The sequence below is a fragment of the Pseudomonas sp. B20 genome (assembly GCF_020515755.1).
GTDB lineage: Bacteria > Pseudomonadota > Gammaproteobacteria > Pseudomonadales > Pseudomonadaceae > Aquipseudomonas > Aquipseudomonas syringae.
The window spans coordinates 59,818-74,988 of record NZ_JAHPJG010000013.1 but is presented as its reverse complement, the minus strand read 5'-3'; the positions used below and the strand labels follow the sequence as shown (position 1 = coordinate 74,988).

The window sequence follows — 15,171 nt, the reverse complement described above, 5'->3', positions numbered from 1 at the left end:
CAGAACCAGTGATCCGAAAGCGCTAAAAAACAAGCCGCAATCATCTGCCCGATGATCGGCTCGAGAACGGCGCGAAAGCGCAGTGTTTACTGCACCCGCGCCTGTTACCAGCAGCAAAAAGGCTGACTGAAAAATTATTTCTTCTTGAGACAATCGCTCATGAAACTCTTGCGCGCGTCCCCCTTGAGCGCCTGAGTGCTGGCGGTCGCGTTGCAGGTTTTCATCTTCTCCTGCTGGGTAGCCGCCGGCGGCGGTGCCGCTTTCAGGCAAGTGCTCATGAACGCCTTGCGCTCATCACCCTTCAGCGACTTCGCGCTGGCGTCGGCATTGCAGGTGGTCATTTTGTTCTGCTGCGCGGTCGCAGCGAAACCCTGGGCAGACAACATCAAACCAACGAGCAACACAGGAATACCGAGCTTGTTCATCGATCCACTCTCCAGATCCACTGCACCGGGCGGCACAGGCTGAGATTCAGTGTAGTCAGCGTCTGCACTCTGTGACGGGACACCGGACATCGCCGCTGGCATTCTCGACAAACAGGCGGATAATTACGCCTCGCTTTAACGATGATCCCCTTATGCAATACGCTTTTCCGCTGATCACCGTCCTTATCTGGGCGATCAACACAGCCGTCACCAAGGCGTCTGCCGGGGTGATCTTTCCGGCTGAAATAGGCTTTTATCGCTGGGCGCTGGCCGGCTTGCTGTTCACGCCGTTCATGCTCGGGCCTGTGTGGGCGAACCGCGCGGCGATCAAACCGGTACTCGGCAAGATCTTCATTCTGGCCGTGCTTGGCACAGCGCTCTATCAGAGCCTGGCGTATTTCGCGGCCAGCCTGACAACCGCCACCAACATGGGGATCATTCAGTCGATGGTGCCGATGATGGCGCTGGGGCTGTCGATAGCCTGCCTTGGCACTCGCCTGACCTCGGGCGCACTGCTCGGGGCGGTGCTGTCATTCGCGGGAGTGGTGGTCGTGGTCTCGGCAGGGAATCCGGCCGGCCTGATCGAGCAAGGTGTCAATCGGGGCGATGCGATGGTGCTGGTGGCCGCCGCGTCGTATGCGGTCTACAGCACGCTGCTGAAGAAGTGGCAGTTGCGTTTGCCGCCCCTGCAGTTGCTTTACGTACAGATCCTGCTGGCGATTATCGTCTTGCTGCCGCCGTTCATGCTGTCGGCGAAAACCGGCCTGAATGCGAGCAACATACCGATGGTGCTGTATGCCGCGATTCCAACGTCGATGCTCGCGCCGTGGCTGTGGATGACCTCGATCATGCGCCTGGGCCCCAGCCGCACAACACTGTTCTTCAACCTCATGCCCATCGCCACGGCCTTGATTGCCGCGGCGACACTGGGCGAGCAACTGGCGCTCTATCACCTGTTCGGCGGAGCGCTGACCCTGTGCGGCGTCATCCTCGCGGAACGCTGGACGACACCGCTGCGATCCAGGGCGGATTAGGCAGTCGCGCTGCCTTCGCTGCCCTCCAGGCTGTGAATCGACACATCGGTGATGCCGGCGGCAAGCGGCAGACCGGCTTCACCCATCGGCAGCTCGTCCAGCTCTACGTGATGCTTGAGCGCCAGTTCGTGCACGACTTCGATGATGGGCACGTCCAGATTCTCGATAATGTCTACGTGGTGCTCGCCGAGCAGGGTGTACTCGATCTCATACAGTTCTTTATCGCTCATCGCATCTTCCTGGCCGTCACTGAGGAGCGGCTGATTAACGAACTACGGTCCGACAACCGATGACCGAGCCCAAGGCTGAGCAAAACGCTCAACCATGCCATCAGATTGACCTCGGCCTTTCGGGAACGTGCGAGGAATATTCAAAGCGCTTTTCATGCCCGATCGTCATGCGGTTCGGAGGATTCAGCAAAGTCATAAGGGTGGATGCAAGGTACTGCCTCATCGCCATCTTTTTTTCGAACTCTTGAGCCCCTCCTCTGCTCCAAGGCATACCGGGCCAAAACCGGCTCTGACATGTGGAGCAATAACGATGTACAAAAAACTCTTCGCGGCGACCTTTGTATTGGCGACGATGGCTGGCTGCAGCAACACAACCGTGCAGAACCCGGTGGACTACGTCACTTATCGCAATGAGCCGCTGGTCAAGCAGGTCGAGAACGGCATGACGCGCCAGCAGGTCCTGACCATCGGCGGTGAGCCGTCGAGCACCATCGAGCGCCGGGTCAACCCAGGCACTTGCAACAACTACGTCATGAACAAAGACGGCCACAAACAGGTTTACCACGTCAGCTTCAACAGCGACGGCCGTGTGACCAACAAAGGTTTCATGACGTGCGAACAACGCGAGAAGAACGAAAAAGCGATGTAATCAAAACGCAGGCACAAACAAAAAGCCCGAGGCCTGTATGCCTCGGGCTTTTTGTTGAATGCTTTTTTAGAAAACCAGCTTGAACAGGGCGATAACCACGACCAGGCCGATCAGAAAGATGATGCCAACGGTGCTTCCCAGGAACTTGAGCATTGTGTATCTCCACGATTTATTTGGGTCTCAAGGTTGGGACCGCGGGGCTCAGCACTCGTTTCTTATATTTTTACATTCAGTCACAACCTTGCGCACCGACGAAAATCCGATAAAACTTTTTCCCTTCTCCAGCACTCACAACCCTTGCTGATCCTGCCGGGCAATACACAGAGCGGGACAGCAAAACCTGATGAGTCCTGGAGATAAATGATGAATTCTGCACCGCAATCACAGCTTTCCGATGTAAATACTCTGCGCCAGCGCGCACGCCAGAACGTTGAGGATGGTGCTGTGACTCAAGGTTACAGCGCTGACCGCGAAACGGTCCTGCGCCTGCTCAATGAATCGCTGGCTACCGAGCTGGTCTGTGTGCTGCGCTACAAGCGCCACTACTACATGGCGTCGGGCCTGAAAGCGAGCGTCGCGGCAGCCGAGTTTCTGGAACACGCAGAGCAGGAAGCGCAGCACGCTGACAAACTGGCCGAGCGTATCGTGCAACTGGGCGGCGAGCCGGAGTTCAACCCGGACACCCTGTCGAAGAACTCCCACGCGCAGTACGTGGCTGGCAACACATTGAAAGAAATGGTCTACGAAGATCTGGTTGCCGAGCGCATCGCCGTCGACAGCTATCGCGAGATCATTCAATACCTCGGCGACAGCGACCCGACTACCCGCCGCATCTTCGAAGAAATCCTTGCTCAGGAAGAAGAGCACGCTGACGACATGGCAGACATTCTGAACGATCTGTAAGCCGCAGCAGCCAATGAAAAGCCAGGACCTGTGTCCTGGCTTTTTTTTGCCCGGTAGTTTCTCGAGGCACATATGTGAACATCGTTGCGCACGCTCCAGCGCGGGCAACAGAGATGGAGCGTTACTTCACCGTCTTCGGCGCCTTGCCGGTGCGCATCTGCTCCAGCAGCGGGCCACACTGATTCGGCTCGCTGTCGCCAGTGGCGACCAGCGCCAGCAAACCGGCAACAGGACCTACGGTTGCACCGAGCAGCACCATGCCGGCTCCGCGCAGCAACAACGGGCCGGACTGTACGCCTGCGTTGGGCTTGGCGAACGGGCCGTTGACGTACAGCGGCGAGCGCAGCGAGAACACGCGGAAGCCCTTTGACTCAGGGTTGATCTGCAGGTCCAGTTGCTCGGTCTTCAGGTTCGCGGTGCCGTTGATGTAAATGATGGCGTTCTCGGTATCGAAGACAAACAGCCGGCTGGTCGCCAGCCCGTCCTTGATACCGAAGTTCGAGGCCGCGCAATTGATCTTCACGTCCTTGTCGCCGAACAGCTTGCCGACTACGTAGTTGCCCACGTTGAGCCCGGCAATTTCCATCAGGCCACGACTGATCGCGCCGTCGTTCACCAGCATCTTCATTTCGCCGTTGGCAGACCCCAGCAAGGCTGCAATCGAGTTGCCGCGCCCACTGATATCGGCGTCGCCGTTCAGCTCACCGAAGCTGGTTTTCATCGGTTCGAAGGTCGGGAACAACTGCTTGAGCTTGAAATTGCGCGCCGACAGCTTGGCCCTGCCCTGCATGGGTTTGTTTTGCCCGTTCAGGCGAATGTCCGCGTCCAGCTTGCCGCCTGCCACACCAAAACGCAGCGGCTCAAGGCTCAACTGACCATCGTCGAGAACCAGATGGGTGTAGAGGTCGGTGAACGGCAGGTCCGGGCTCTGCACGATGCGCTTGCCGGTGAACTCCACGTCGGCGTCCATCGCCCGCCAGCGATCGGTCTGAAACTCCTCGACAGGCAGAACCTTGCCCGAAGGCTGCTTGCTCTCGCCACCGCGCTTTTTCTGCGCAGCATTGGAGTCCGCACCGATCAGTGGCGCGAGGTCACTGAACAGCAACTGGTTGGAGACCAGCACGCCACTCAGCTTGTGCCGGGGCTGACTGGCGACGAAGCCCAGGTCACCGTGGATATCGCTGTTGCCGATCTTGCCGTTGAAGCCTTCGTAACGGAAGTTGGCGCCAGCCGCATCGTGCAGTTTGGCGATCAGGCGGCCATCGGTGGAGTACGCCGGAGAATCTGGCAGGGTCACACCCGTCAGCGGGTACAGATTGCTCAGGCTCGCGCCGGAAAGCTTGAGGCGCAGATCCAGCGCGCCCAGGTTCTGTGGATCGGTCAGGGTCCCGGCGATCACCGCATGGGTGTCACCGACCTTGACGTCAGCCTGCACCGGAAACGGCTGATTGGCATCCTTGAGCGCTAGCAGACCGCCGACCTTGCCGGTGCCGCTCAGCTTCTGATCGTGGTATTGGCCGGTGACCGCCAGACCGAACGCATAATCCTGCGGCACTGCGCCCTTGTCCTGGGCCTTTTTCGCTTCCTTGCTGCCGACGATTTCACTGAACGGGATCGGCTTGCCGAGCAGGTCGATCACCACGTCCAGATTGGCGTTGAGTTTCTGGTCGTTGAAGCTCACCAGTCCCTTGTCGAACTTGATCGCGCCGATGTCCATCACCCACTTGGAGGGCTCGGCATTCGGGTCGGATTTGGGCAGATCGAACACCCAGTTGGCGCGACCATCGGCCAGACGCTCCAGTCTGGCCTCGGGGCCGGTCAGATCGATACGCGGGATAACGACTTGCTGCGCCAACAGCGGCAGCAGCGAGAGACGAAATTCGACGTGCTTGAGGGTCACCATCTGCGGGGTCTTAGACCACTCAGGGTTACCCAGGCTCAGGTCATCGGCGACAAAGTGCGGCGACGGCACCCAGGCACGCCAGCCACCGAGTTCGGGCTCGCGCGTCCAGCGCACATCCAGATCACCATTGATGGCGAACGGACGATGCAGCGCTTCGCTGACTTTTGCATTGAGGGTAGGTTTGATGCGATTCCAGTCGAAAGTGACGATCACAATGACCAATATAGCCAGCACCACCAACAACGTGGCACCTGTCCAGGCGAAAATCTTGCGGCTGCGCGTCATGCGTCACTCTCCAGAAAACAGCGCCCCGACCCTGGCGCGCTGAATACGACATGAATGTTCGACTGACAAACGCGCCGAGGGTTTGATTTGAATACGAAAATGCATCGAAGGCCAGCACTCATGCACTGTTACCGGTCAAGGAGCCCGACTGAAAACCCTTTCGACGCAGGCAAAGCGCATTTGCTAAAGTGCAACCCAGCCTAATCCAAGAATCGTTTGAGCCATGCTGCCCCGCGCCGAACAGAAACAACAGACCCGAAGAGCCCTGCTCGATGCTGCCCATCAACTGATGGAGAGCGGGCGCGGCTTCGGCAGCCTGAGCCTGCGCGAAGTGGCGCGCACGGCAGGTATCGTACCGACCGGTTTCTATCGGCACTTTGAAGACATGGACCAGTTGGGGCTGGCGCTGGTCAGCGAGGTCGGCCAGACCTTTCGCGAGACCATCCGGCTGGTGCGCCACAACGAATTCGCCATGGGCGGGCTGATTCGTGCCTCGGTGAAGATATTCCTCGAACGTGTGGCGGCCAACCGCTCGCAGTTCCTGTTTCTGGCGCGCGAACAATACGGCGGCTCCTTGAAGGTGCGCCAGGCGCTCGGAGCGCTGCGTGAAGGCATCAGCGCCGACCTCACCGCCGACTTGGCAAAGATGCCCAAATGGCAGCACCTGAATGCCGATGCACTGTCGATCATCGCCGATCTGGTGGTCAAAAGTGTGTTTGCGATGCTGCCGGAACTGATCGACCCGCCCCCCGCTTCACTGGCCCCGCACCTGACACCTCAGGCGAAGATCACCCAGCAACTGCGCTTCATCTTCATTGGCGCACGGCACTGGCGGGGGCTGGGCAGTCACGATTAAGCGTCGGCACGCTCTGCTTCGTCCCGAGAACGACGTCTCACTATTAACGCTCCCCTCAAGCAAAAGACTCGCACCAAATCAACGCATCGAGTTGCTTATGCACCAAAAAAGAGCAACACAATGTGTGCCAACATTCGCATCGCCCGCTTCTGTCAGCCATTTCCCCGCAAGCTGCACTGTTGGCAAGCCCCTTGCTCTGATTTGAAGCATCGCAATTGGCTGGAAGCTATCTGATGCTGGTGATTCACGACCGAATCGAACCTCAGGCCGAATGGGCCGCCGAGCTGCATTTGAATTTCGAGGCACGCAGCAAAAGCCGACTGCGCTGCTTCAGTGCGGAAAACGAAGACGTCGGCCTGTTTCTGCAACGCGGCCAGTCGCCGCTGCGCGATGGCGAGTTTCTTCAGGCCAAGGACGGCCGTGTCGTGCGTGTCTGCGCACGTCCCGAAAAACTCATGCATGTCACGTGCAGCAGCACCTTCGAACTGACCCGCGCGGCCTATCACCTTGGCAATCGTCACGTGGCCCTGCAAGTCGGCGACGGCTGGCTGCGCCTGCTCGACGATTACGTGCTCAAGGCGATGCTCGATCAACTGGGCGCCACTGTCGACACCATCGAAGCGCCGTTCCAGCCGGAACATGGCGCCTACGGCGGTGGGCATCATCACTCGCGTGCAGGCGAGGAGGATTTCAACTATCCGCCGCGCATGCACCAGTTCGGCGTGCGCAAGTGAACAGCGCCTGGGCGCTATTGCGCCTGGCCAGTCCGCAGCTGCCCATTGGTGGCTACAGCTATTCGCAGGGGCTGGAAATGGCAGTGGAGCAGTCCATCGTGGTGGACCCGCAGACTGCGGGCCGCTGGATCGGCGATCAACTGCTGCTCAATCTCGCGCGTTTCGAGGCGCCCCTGCTGCTGGCTCATTGCGAAGCAGCGGCAGCCGGTGACTGGGGTCAGTTGCTGCAAGTCAGCGAGCAGCATCGCGCCAGCCGCGAGACCCGCGAGCTGCATCTGGAAAGCCGGCAGATGGGGTATTCCTTGAAGCAGTTGCTCGATGGCCTGCCTGAACTGGATCGTGATGCACGGCATTTTCTGCAGCAGACTGCCGAGCCGCACCTGGCCCTTGGTTGGGCGCTGGCCGCACGCGCCTGGCAGATCAGCCCGCAGGATGCGCTGGCCGCCTGGCTATGGAGCTGGCTTGAAAACCAGCTGGCCGTGCTGATGAAAACCCTGCCGCTGGGCCAGCAAGCCGCCCAGCGCCTGACCAGCGAGCTGTTGCCGTTATTGCAGCAGGCGCAGGTCAGTGCCAGCGCACAAGATCCCTGCCATACCGGCAGCGCAGCCTTCGGTCTGTCCCTGGCGAGCATGGCGCACGAACGTCAATACAGCCGGTTATTCCGGTCCTGATCAGTCCTTATGGAGAACTCAATGAACAGCCAACCTCTGCGCGTCGGAATCGGTGGCCCGGTCGGATCCGGCAAGACGGCGCTGACCCTGGCGCTGTGCCTGGCATTGCGCGACCGCTATAACCTGGCCGTGGTGACCAACGATATCTATACGCGCGAAGACGCTGACTTTCTGGTGCGTAACGAGGCACTGGCACCTGAGCGCATCATCGGCGTTGAAACCGGCGGCTGCCCGCACACCGCCATTCGCGAGGATGCTTCGATCAACCTGGAAGCCGTCGACCAGCTCAATCGCCGCTTCGAAGGCCTGGACCTGATCATCGTCGAGTCCGGTGGCGATAACCTTTCCGCGACCTTCAGCCCGGAGCTTTCCGACCTGACCATCTACGTGATCGACGTGTCGGCCGGCGACAAGCTGCCGCGCAAGGGCGGTCCGGGCATCTGCAAGTCGGACCTGCTGGTGATCAACAAGATCGACCTCGCCCCGTTGGTGGGCGCGTCACTGGAAATGATGGACAGCGACACGCGCAGGATGCGTGGCGAAAAGCCGTTCGTGTTCAGCAATCAGAAAACCGGCCAGGGTCTGGAACAGATCATTGCCTTCATTGAGCGCCAGGGCCTGCTGAATGCAGCCGCCTGAATTCACAACCAAAAGGAACCCGTCGATGAACTACAAAAAAGCCCTTGGCGCCCTCGCGCTGTTGCTGGTGCCGACTCTGGCGCTGGCTCACCCCGGTCATGGCGATAACGGCCTGATCGCTGGTATCAGCCACCCGATTGGTGGGCTGGACCACTTGCTGGCCATGCTTGCCGTCGGCTTGTGGGCTGCGCAGCAACAAGGTTCGGCACGCTGGGCGCTGCCGTGCACTTTCGTCGGCACCATGCTGATCGGCGGCATGCTGGGCTTTGAAGGTCTGAACCTGCCGGCGCTGGAAAGCGGCATTGCCGCATCGGTACTGGCTCTGGGCCTGGCCGTGGCATTGGCAGTACGTCCGCCGCTGGCGCTGGCGGTCGCCGTAACAGCCCTGTTCGCCTTGTTCCACGGCGTAGCGCATGGCCTTGAACTGCCGGAGATGTCCAGCCCGTGGGCTTACGCAGCAGGTTTTGTTGCAGCGACTGCGGCCTTGCATGCGCTGGGTTATGCGGTGGTTCGCGTGTTGCCTCAGGCGGCAGCACCGCTGGTGCGTATCGCCGGTGCAGCCTCTGCGGCAGCAGGTGTGTGGTTGCTGGCAGCCTGATCGAGCTTCGCGCTGATCGTGTCCGCTTCAGTTGCGGATGATCAGCGCGAAGGCGCAGGAATGCGGTACAGGTAGAGCAGCACTGCGCTGGCAAACGCCAGCAGGCAGACCGGCAAGGGATGCAGACCGAACAGCACCGCGATGGCGGCGATCCAGGCGGGCAACCCGGCGGCCAGGAACGCCAGACGGCGGATGGCCGCGAGTTTGAGCCATGCTGCCGGCTCCTCGGGTGTATCGAGTGCAGCCTGGGTGACCGCCAACGCGCGCTTGTAGGCGCCGAAGGGTTTCAGGCTGACGAACATCGAGCCTATGCCGGCGATCAACAGCGGGATCGCCAACACCGGAATGAGCGGCTCGCTGGCACCGAAAAATACACAGACCACCAGCAATGGCGCCAGGGTCAGACCCAGTTGACGCCACCATTGCATCTCGAGCTTTTGACGAACCTCGCTGCGTGTCACGCGGGGCCGACCTCGCTTTGATGTTCGTTGCCCATCATGTGCCCCAGCTTGCCCGCCTTGGTCGCCAGATAAAGACGATTATGCGGGTTTTGCCCGGTGTGCAGCGGCACGCGCTCGGCGACCCTGATGCCCATCTCGGTCAAGGCTTTGACTTTGCGCGGGTTGTTGGTCATCAGCCGCAACGACTGCACGCCCAGATGCTGAAGCATCGGCAGGCAGATCGCGTAGTCACGCTGATCGGCAGCAAAGCCCAGGCGCTCGTTGGCTTCAACCGTATCGGCGCCGCCATCCTGCAGCTCGTAGGCGCGGATCTTGTTCATCAGACCGATACCGCGCCCTTCCTGGCGCAGGTACAACAATACGCCACGCCCTTCAGTGGCAATGGCGCGCAGGGCGGCTTCCAGTTGAGAACCGCAATCGCAACGCTGACTGAACAGGGCGTCGCCCGTCAGGCATTCGGAATGTACGCGACCCAGAACCGGCTCACCGTCCGCCACATCGCCCAGACTCAGGACGACGTGTTCACGGCCGGTTGCCGACTCGATAAAGCCGTGCATGGCAAACTCTGCAAAGGGAGTGGGCAGTTTGGAAGCGGCGACAAAGACGACGGGCACCGTGTGCTCCTGATCAGTATGAAGACTGGAAATTCGCAAGATTTGCATTGTAACAGCAGGTTCCTGCAGACGCTCAGGGTGAATTCTCGGGCATTTAGATCATAAAGTTCGATAGATAGAAGCGCTCATCCGCTCACTGCTCACCGCCAAAATGCTGGTAGCCACGCGTGTCAGGCGTGACGTCTTGCCCTGTGTCGTCGACAAGCACGACGCCTTGCCCCTGCTCTACCCGGCCAATGACATGCACCGGCCAGCCTTCTTTCAGCACGGTCGGCAAGTGTTCGGAAGGCAGTGTGAAGGCCAGGATGTAATCGTCGCCACCGCTCAGTGCGGCCTGTCGGGCAGAAGGCAGATCGAACAAGGTCAGCAACTGGTCAGACATCGGCAGCCGGTCCCGCTCAACCACCAGACGAACACCCGACGCGCGAGCGATGTGTCCGCAGTCGGCCAGCAGCCCATCGGAGATGTCCAGCGCCGACGTCGCCCTGCCGCGCAAAGCCTGCCCCAGTGCCAGTTGCGGTTGCGGCGACCAGTAGCGGGCCAGCAATGCTTCGGCGATCGAGGGCTCGGCGCTGCGCTGCTTCAATACCAGCGGCAATGCACCTGCGCCATCACCCAGCGTGCCGCCGACACACAGCAGGTCACCCGCCTTAGCACCCGCGCGGGTCAGGGCTGATCCGGCCGGCACAGCGCCGAACACTGTCAGGGTCAGGCTCAAGGGACCGCGCGTGGTATCACCACCGATCAGACGCAGCGAACAGCCTTGCGCCATCTGGTTCAGGCCGCGAGCGAAGGTCTGCAGCCAGTCGGCATCGACCTGCGGCAGGGTCAGGGCAAGGGTGAACGCGACAGGCCGGGCGCCCATGGCCGCCAGGTCACTGGCAGACACCGCCAGCGCGCGCTGGCCAAGCAGAAAGGGGTCGCAGGCATCAGGAAAATGTACCCCGGCAACCAGGGTATCGGTCGAGATCGCCAACTGCTCGCCGGGCGCTAACGCCAGCAGCGCACAGTCATCGCCGATCCCCAGGGCAACTTCCTCGCCCGCCTGCGCACAGGGCGCGGCGGCGAAGTAATTGCGGATCAGCTCGAACTCTCCCATGAAGGTCAGGCGCGAATCAGCGCTTGTGGGCCTTCACTTCGACTTCACGCAGGCGCGGCGCCAGCTTGTCCAGCACGCCATTGACGAACTTGTGGCCGTCAGTGGAGCCGTAGACTTTCGCCAGCTCGATGCCTTCGTTGATCACCACGCGATAAGGCACGTCGATGCGCTTGAGCAGTTCGAAGGTGGACAGCCGTAGTACGGCCAGCTCAACCGGGTCGAGCTCTTCGATGGTCAGGTCAAGGCAAGGCGAGAGCGCGGTGTCGATCTCGGTCTTGTTGGTTGCCACGCCGTGCAACAGCTCACGGAAGTAGGTGCCGTCAACGTTGCTGAAATCGTTGTCGACACGGAACTGCGCTTCGATCTCGTTCAACGAATGGCCAGCCATGTGCCACTGATACAGGGCCTGGGTTGCCATCTGACGTGCTTCACGACGCTTGGCGCTTTTGCCCTTGGCGGCTTCCGGCGATTTGGCGTCGCGCGGGTTGAACTGGTCGGTATCGTCGGAAATCACTTGGCCTCCAGCTGCGACAGCAGACTGACCATTTCGATAGCAGACAGGGCAGCTTCAGCGCCCTTGTTGCCGGCCTTGGTGCCGGAACGCTCGATGGCCTGTTCGATGGAGTCGACGGTCAACACGCCGAAAGCGACCGGCACGCCGAACTCCATGGACACCTGGGACAAGCCCTTGACGCACTCGCCTGCCACGTATTCGAAGTGTGGAGTACCGCCACGAATCACTGCACCCAGTGCGACGATGGCCGCGAACTCGCTGCGTTGGGCAACTTTCTGCACAACCAGTGGAATCTCGAACGCACCCGGCGCACGGATGATGGTGATGTCGCTTTCGCTCACGCCATGGCGTACCAGCGCATCAACGGCACCGCTAACCAGGCTTTCCACGACGAAGCTGTTGAAACGGCCAACTACCAAGGCATAGCGGCCCTGGGGGGCGATGAAGGTACCTTCGATGGTCTTCAAGGTCATTCGGTGAGTCTCGTATTAAAGAGCAAGCCCGCCTTGGGGCGGACTTTGAGGGATATTAGGCCACGAATCATGCCTGTCAGGCCAAAACCTGCGAAAAACCATCTTTCGCACGCCCCGACCTGCCGGGATTTATTCGGAGGGCACGTATTCTACAACTTCCAGATCGAAACCGGATATCGCATTGAACTTCATCGGCGAACTCATCAGGCGCATTTTGCGCACGCCGAGGTCACGAAGGATCTGCGAACCGGCACCGACCGTGCTGTACGTGGTCGGTGTCTTGATCGGTTGCTGACCGGCGGTTTCGCGAATATGAGCCAGCAAGACATCGCCATCCAGCGGGTGACCGAGCAGCAGCACCACGCCGCTGCCCGCCTCGTTAACCGCGCGCATGGCGGCGCGCAGGCTCCAGCGGCCGGGCTGGCTGACCATCAACAGGTCACGCAGCGGGTCCATGTTGTGCACGCGAACCAGCGTGGGCTCTTCAGCGCAGATGGTGCCCAGAGTCAGCGCCAGATGCACGTCGCCCTCGACCGAATCGCGGTAGGTCACCAGGTTGAAACTGCCCAGTTCGCTGTCCATCGGCTGCTCGGCAATCCGCTGAACGGTACGTTCGTGGATCATCCGGTAGTGAATCAGGTCGGCGATGGTGCCGATCTTGATGTCATGTTGCAGGGCAAATGCTTCGAGTTCGGCGCGCCGCGACATGGTGCCGTCGTCGTTCATGACTTCGCAGATCAGGCCCGTCGGCTCGAAACCGGCCATGCGCGCCAGGTCGCAGGCCGCTTCGGTATGACCGGCGCGCGCCAAGGTGCCGCCCGCCTGGGCCATGAGCGGGAAGATATGGCCCGGGCTGACGATGTCTTCGGCCTTGGCGTCCTTGGCAGCGGCAGCCTGCACAGTACGTGCGCGGTCGGCTGCCGAGATACCGGTGGTCACGCCTTCGGCGGCTTCGATGGAAACGGTGAACTTGGTGCCGAAACCCGAACCGTTGCGCGCGGCCATCAGCGGCAGCTTGAGGGTTTCGCAGCGCTCGCGAGTCATCGGCATGCAGATCAGACCACGGGCGAAACGCGCCATGAAGTTGATGTGCTCGGGCTTCACGCATTCGGCGGCCATGATCAGGTCGCCTTCGTTTTCGCGGTCTTCGTCATCCATGAGGATGACCATCTTGCCCTGGCGAATGTCTTCGACCAGTTCTTCGATACTGTTGAGCGCCACGCGGCACCCCCTTCAATCAATTCAGGATTTGAGGTAGCCGTTCTCGGCCAGAAAGCTTTCGGTGATCGTGCCGTGGCCCGGCTCGGCGGCCTTGTCACCCAGCAGCAGGCGCTCCAGATAACGCGCCAGCAGGTCGACCTCCAGGTTGACCTTACGGCCGGGCTGGTAGTCGGCCATGATCGTCTCGCTCCAGGTATGAGGCACGATGGTCAGTTCGAACTCCGCGCCGTTGACCGAGTTGACGGTCAGGCTGGTGCCGTCGACCGTGATCGAGCCTTTGTGGGCGATGTATTTGGCCAGCTCACGTGGCGCACGCACCGTGAACTGAATGGCGCGGGCGTTATCGGCACGGGCGACGATTTCGCCGACGCCGTCGACATGGCCACTCACCAGATGGCCGCCCAGACGTGTAGTCGGGGTCAGGGCCTTTTCCAGGTTGACCCGGCTGCCGGTCTTCAGGTCGACAAAGGCGGTGACGGTCAGGGTCTCGCGGCTGACGTCAGCCCAGAAGCCATCACCGGGCAATTCGACGGCGGTCAGGCATACGCCATTCACGGCAATGCTGTCGCCGAGTTTGACGTCGGCCAGGTCAAGCTTGCCGGTTTCCACATAAACGCGGACGTCGCCGCCTTTGGGAGTCAGGGCGCGGATGCTGCCAATGGATTCGATAATGCCGGTAAACATGGGTCCTCCGGGAGAACAAGGGCTGCGCGCTAGGCGAAAGCCGGGAATTATACGCCGGGTGTGCGCACAGGGAGAGCGATGACTCGCCAGTCATTACCGACAGCACGCATTTCCACAATGTTCAGCTCAAGTGCCTCGCTCATCTGCGCCAGGGGCAGATCGAGCAGCGGACGGGCCGATGAGCCGAGAAACTTGCCGGCAATGAAGAGCTGAAACTCGTCGACCAGCCCGAGCCGGGCAAAAGCCCCCGCCAGTCGCGGACCGGCCTCGACCAGTACTTCATTGACGCCACGCGCGGCCAGCTCGCCCATCAACCGGCGCAGGTCCACATGACCGGCGCTGTCGGCCAAGGCGAGCATTTCGTGGCCCTCTTCCTGATAACGACCTCGCGCCGACGCAGCGGCGCAGGTCACGACCAGCGCACTGCCTGCCTGGAAAAACGGTGCATCGAGCGGCACACGCAAACGGCCGTCGATCAACACGCGCAACGGCGCGCGTGCAGCGGCCAGCGCGGTCAGTTCGGCATCGAGCCCCAATTCATCAGGGCGCACGGTGAGACGAGCCTTGTCGGCCAGCACCGTGTCGGCGCCGCTGAGCACCACGCTCGACTGAGCGCGCAGGCGCTGCACGGCAGAACGCGCCTCGGGGCCGGTGATCCACTGGCTTTCACCGCTGGCCATCGCTGTGCGGCCATCCAGGCTCATGGCCATTTTGACCCGCACGTAAGGCAGGCCGGTCTCCATGCGCTTGAGAAAGCCTTTGTTCAGCGCGCGCGCTTCGCTTTCCAGCACGCCACATTGAACGCCAATGCCAGCGTTCATAAGGCGCAACAGGCCACGGCCGGAGACGTCGGGATTGGGGTCCTGCATCGCCGCGACCACCCGCGTCACCCCGGCTTCGATCAGTGCATCGGCGCAGGGCGGTGTGCGTCCCTGGTGACTGCACGGTTCGAGGGTGACGTAGGCGGTCGCGCCTCTGGCCAGCTCGCCAGCCTGGCGCAAGGCGTGCACTTCGGCATGCGGCTCACCGGCGCGCGCATGCCAGCCTTCGCCAACGATCCGGCCTTCACGCACGATCACGCAGCCGACTCGCGGGTTGGGATGCGTGGAGTAGAGCCCCTTGCGCGCCAGCTCGAGTGCTCGCGCCATGTAATGAACGTCGAGAGCCGCCTGTTCAGT

At 61.1% G+C, this 15,171-nt stretch carries 19 protein-coding genes; 8 read left to right on the top strand and 11 right to left on the bottom strand.

Annotated elements, in window-relative coordinates:
• Positions 1–134: 134 nt before the first annotated feature.
• Positions 135–425 carry a PsiF family protein gene (locus LIX91_RS14160; protein ID WP_226488652.1) on the bottom strand — a complete coding sequence of 97 codons (291 nt, stop codon included), beginning with the start codon at positions 423–425 and terminating at the stop codon, positions 135–137.
• A gap of 152 nt (positions 426–577) precedes the next feature.
• On the opposite strand from LIX91_RS14160, the gene LIX91_RS14155 reads away from it, so the two are divergent.
• A complete protein-coding gene (locus LIX91_RS14155; protein ID WP_004412057.1) occupies positions 578–1,459 on the top strand; it encodes a DMT family transporter in 882 nt (293 codons plus the stop codon).
• Here the strand turns inward: LIX91_RS14155 and LIX91_RS14150 are convergent.
• Complete coding sequence (locus LIX91_RS14150) at positions 1,456–1,689, bottom strand: hypothetical protein (RefSeq protein ID WP_003368905.1); 234 nt, start codon at positions 1,687–1,689, stop codon at positions 1,456–1,458. The genes LIX91_RS14155 and LIX91_RS14150 overlap by 4 nt on opposite strands.
• Positions 1,690–1,999: 310 nt before the next feature.
• Here LIX91_RS14150 and osmE point away from each other — a divergent pair, with 310 nt between their 5' ends.
• Both osmE and LIX91_RS14140 read left to right on the top strand, forming a co-directional pair.
• On the top strand, positions 2,000–2,338 hold the full coding sequence (gene osmE, locus LIX91_RS14145) for an osmotically-inducible lipoprotein OsmE (RefSeq protein ID WP_003317036.1): 339 nt from the start codon (positions 2,000–2,002) through the stop codon (positions 2,336–2,338).
• A gap of 363 nt (positions 2,339–2,701) precedes the next feature.
• Positions 2,702–3,241 carry a bacterioferritin gene (locus LIX91_RS14140; protein ID WP_003317037.1) on the top strand — a complete coding sequence of 180 codons (540 nt, stop codon included), beginning with the start codon at positions 2,702–2,704 and terminating at the stop codon, positions 3,239–3,241.
• Positions 3,242–3,362: 121 nt separating this feature from the next.
• Here the strand turns inward: LIX91_RS14140 and LIX91_RS14135 are convergent, their stop codons facing one another.
• Positions 3,363–5,429 carry an AsmA family protein gene (locus LIX91_RS14135; protein ID WP_226488651.1) on the bottom strand — a complete coding sequence of 689 codons (2,067 nt, stop codon included), beginning with the start codon at positions 5,427–5,429 and terminating at the stop codon, positions 3,363–3,365.
• Positions 5,430–5,652: 223 nt separating this feature from the next.
• Between LIX91_RS14135 and LIX91_RS14130 the strand changes: the two genes are divergently transcribed.
• From LIX91_RS14130 to LIX91_RS14110, 5 genes are all read left to right on the top strand, one after another.
• The gene (locus LIX91_RS14130; protein ID WP_002555418.1) at positions 5,653–6,285 is read left to right on the top strand and encodes a TetR family transcriptional regulator; all 633 of its coding nucleotides are present in this window, start codon (positions 5,653–5,655) and stop codon (positions 6,283–6,285) included.
• Positions 6,286–6,518: 233 nt separating this feature from the next.
• On the top strand, positions 6,519–7,019 hold the full coding sequence (gene ureE, locus LIX91_RS14125; protein WP_003347894.1) for an urease accessory protein UreE: 501 nt from the start codon (positions 6,519–6,521) through the stop codon (positions 7,017–7,019).
• Positions 7,016–7,690 carry an urease accessory protein UreF gene (locus LIX91_RS14120; RefSeq protein ID WP_226488650.1) on the top strand — a complete coding sequence of 225 codons (675 nt, stop codon included), beginning with the start codon at positions 7,016–7,018 and terminating at the stop codon, positions 7,688–7,690. Before ureE ends, LIX91_RS14120 begins: the two co-directional genes overlap by 4 nt.
• 21 nt (positions 7,691–7,711) lie before the next feature.
• Positions 7,712–8,329: an urease accessory protein UreG gene (ureG, locus tag LIX91_RS14115; protein ID WP_003347890.1), complete on the top strand. Its 618-nt coding sequence runs from the start codon at positions 7,712–7,714 to the stop codon at positions 8,327–8,329.
• A 25-nt stretch (positions 8,330–8,354) separates the two neighbouring features.
• Entirely contained in the window at positions 8,355–8,927 is a 573-nt protein-coding gene (locus tag LIX91_RS14110) for a HupE/UreJ family protein (protein ID WP_226488649.1), read from the top strand.
• A 41-nt stretch (positions 8,928–8,968) separates the two neighbouring features.
• On the opposite strand, the gene LIX91_RS14105 is transcribed toward LIX91_RS14110, so the two are convergent.
• From LIX91_RS14105 to ribD, 8 genes are all read right to left on the bottom strand, one after another.
• A complete protein-coding gene (locus LIX91_RS14105; protein WP_032699800.1) occupies positions 8,969–9,388 on the bottom strand; it encodes a hypothetical protein in 420 nt (139 codons plus the stop codon).
• Positions 9,385–10,002 (bottom strand): GTP cyclohydrolase II, encoded by a 618-nt coding sequence (gene ribA, locus LIX91_RS14100; protein ID WP_003419520.1) that lies wholly within the window; start codon positions 10,000–10,002, stop codon positions 9,385–9,387. The genes LIX91_RS14105 and ribA overlap by 4 nt, the downstream gene beginning before the upstream one ends.
• Before the next feature lie 133 nt (positions 10,003–10,135).
• Positions 10,136–11,101 carry a thiamine-phosphate kinase gene (gene thiL, locus LIX91_RS14095; RefSeq protein ID WP_226488648.1) on the bottom strand — a complete coding sequence of 322 codons (966 nt, stop codon included), beginning with the start codon at positions 11,099–11,101 and terminating at the stop codon, positions 10,136–10,138.
• Positions 11,102–11,117: 16 nt separating this feature from the next.
• Positions 11,118–11,615 (bottom strand): transcription antitermination factor NusB, encoded by a 498-nt coding sequence (gene nusB, locus LIX91_RS14090; protein WP_003419525.1) that lies wholly within the window; start codon positions 11,613–11,615, stop codon positions 11,118–11,120.
• Positions 11,612–12,088: a 6,7-dimethyl-8-ribityllumazine synthase gene (gene ribE / locus LIX91_RS14085; protein ID WP_002555427.1), complete on the bottom strand. Its 477-nt coding sequence runs from the start codon at positions 12,086–12,088 to the stop codon at positions 11,612–11,614. Before ribE ends, nusB begins: the two co-directional genes overlap by 4 nt.
• 129 nt (positions 12,089–12,217) lie before the next feature.
• Positions 12,218–13,309 (bottom strand): bifunctional 3,4-dihydroxy-2-butanone-4-phosphate synthase/GTP cyclohydrolase II, encoded by a 1,092-nt coding sequence (gene ribBA, locus LIX91_RS14080; RefSeq protein ID WP_003368927.1) that lies wholly within the window; start codon positions 13,307–13,309, stop codon positions 12,218–12,220.
• 21 nt (positions 13,310–13,330) lie between these two features.
• On the bottom strand, positions 13,331–13,993 hold the full coding sequence (locus LIX91_RS14075) for a riboflavin synthase (protein ID WP_100073335.1): 663 nt from the start codon (positions 13,991–13,993) through the stop codon (positions 13,331–13,333).
• Between the two features lie 47 nt (positions 13,994–14,040).
• Positions 14,041–15,141: a bifunctional diaminohydroxyphosphoribosylaminopyrimidine deaminase/5-amino-6-(5-phosphoribosylamino)uracil reductase RibD gene (gene ribD, locus LIX91_RS14070; RefSeq protein WP_162234446.1), complete on the bottom strand. Its 1,101-nt coding sequence runs from the start codon at positions 15,139–15,141 to the stop codon at positions 14,041–14,043.
• Between the last annotated feature and the right edge of the window lie 30 nt (positions 15,142–15,171).

What these genes read in the sequence shown, in the direction of transcription:
- ureG (WP_003347890.1), top strand. Translation starts at nt 7,712, where the DNA reads ATGAACAGCCAACCTCTGCGCGTCGGAATCGGTGGCCCGGTCGGATCC.
- ureE (WP_003347894.1), top strand. Translation starts at nt 6,519, where the DNA reads ATGCTGGTGATTCACGACCGAATCGAACCTCAGGCCGAATGGGCCGCC.
- LIX91_RS14135 (WP_226488651.1), bottom strand. Translation starts at nt 5,429, where the DNA reads ATGACGCGCAGCCGCAAGATTTTCGCCTGGACAGGTGCCACGTTGTTG.
- LIX91_RS14075 (WP_100073335.1), bottom strand. Translation starts at nt 13,993, where the DNA reads ATGTTTACCGGCATTATCGAATCCATTGGCAGCATCCGCGCCCTGACT.
- LIX91_RS14160 (WP_226488652.1), bottom strand. Translation starts at nt 425, where the DNA reads ATGAACAAGCTCGGTATTCCTGTGTTGCTCGTTGGTTTGATGTTGTCT.
- LIX91_RS14130 (WP_002555418.1), top strand. Translation starts at nt 5,653, where the DNA reads ATGCTGCCCCGCGCCGAACAGAAACAACAGACCCGAAGAGCCCTGCTC.
- LIX91_RS14110 (WP_226488649.1), top strand. Translation starts at nt 8,355, where the DNA reads ATGAACTACAAAAAAGCCCTTGGCGCCCTCGCGCTGTTGCTGGTGCCG.
- LIX91_RS14140 (WP_003317037.1), top strand. Translation starts at nt 2,702, where the DNA reads ATGAATTCTGCACCGCAATCACAGCTTTCCGATGTAAATACTCTGCGC.
- thiL (WP_226488648.1), bottom strand. Translation starts at nt 11,101, where the DNA reads ATGGGAGAGTTCGAGCTGATCCGCAATTACTTCGCCGCCGCGCCCTGT.
- LIX91_RS14150 (WP_003368905.1), bottom strand. Translation starts at nt 1,689, where the DNA reads ATGAGCGATAAAGAACTGTATGAGATCGAGTACACCCTGCTCGGCGAG.
- ribD (WP_162234446.1), bottom strand. Translation starts at nt 15,141, where the DNA reads ATGGCGCGAGCACTCGAGCTGGCGCGCAAGGGGCTCTACTCCACGCAT.
- ribE (WP_002555427.1), bottom strand. Translation starts at nt 12,088, where the DNA reads ATGACCTTGAAGACCATCGAAGGTACCTTCATCGCCCCCCAGGGCCGC.
- LIX91_RS14155 (WP_004412057.1), top strand. Translation starts at nt 578, where the DNA reads ATGCAATACGCTTTTCCGCTGATCACCGTCCTTATCTGGGCGATCAAC.
- osmE (WP_003317036.1), top strand. Translation starts at nt 2,000, where the DNA reads ATGTACAAAAAACTCTTCGCGGCGACCTTTGTATTGGCGACGATGGCT.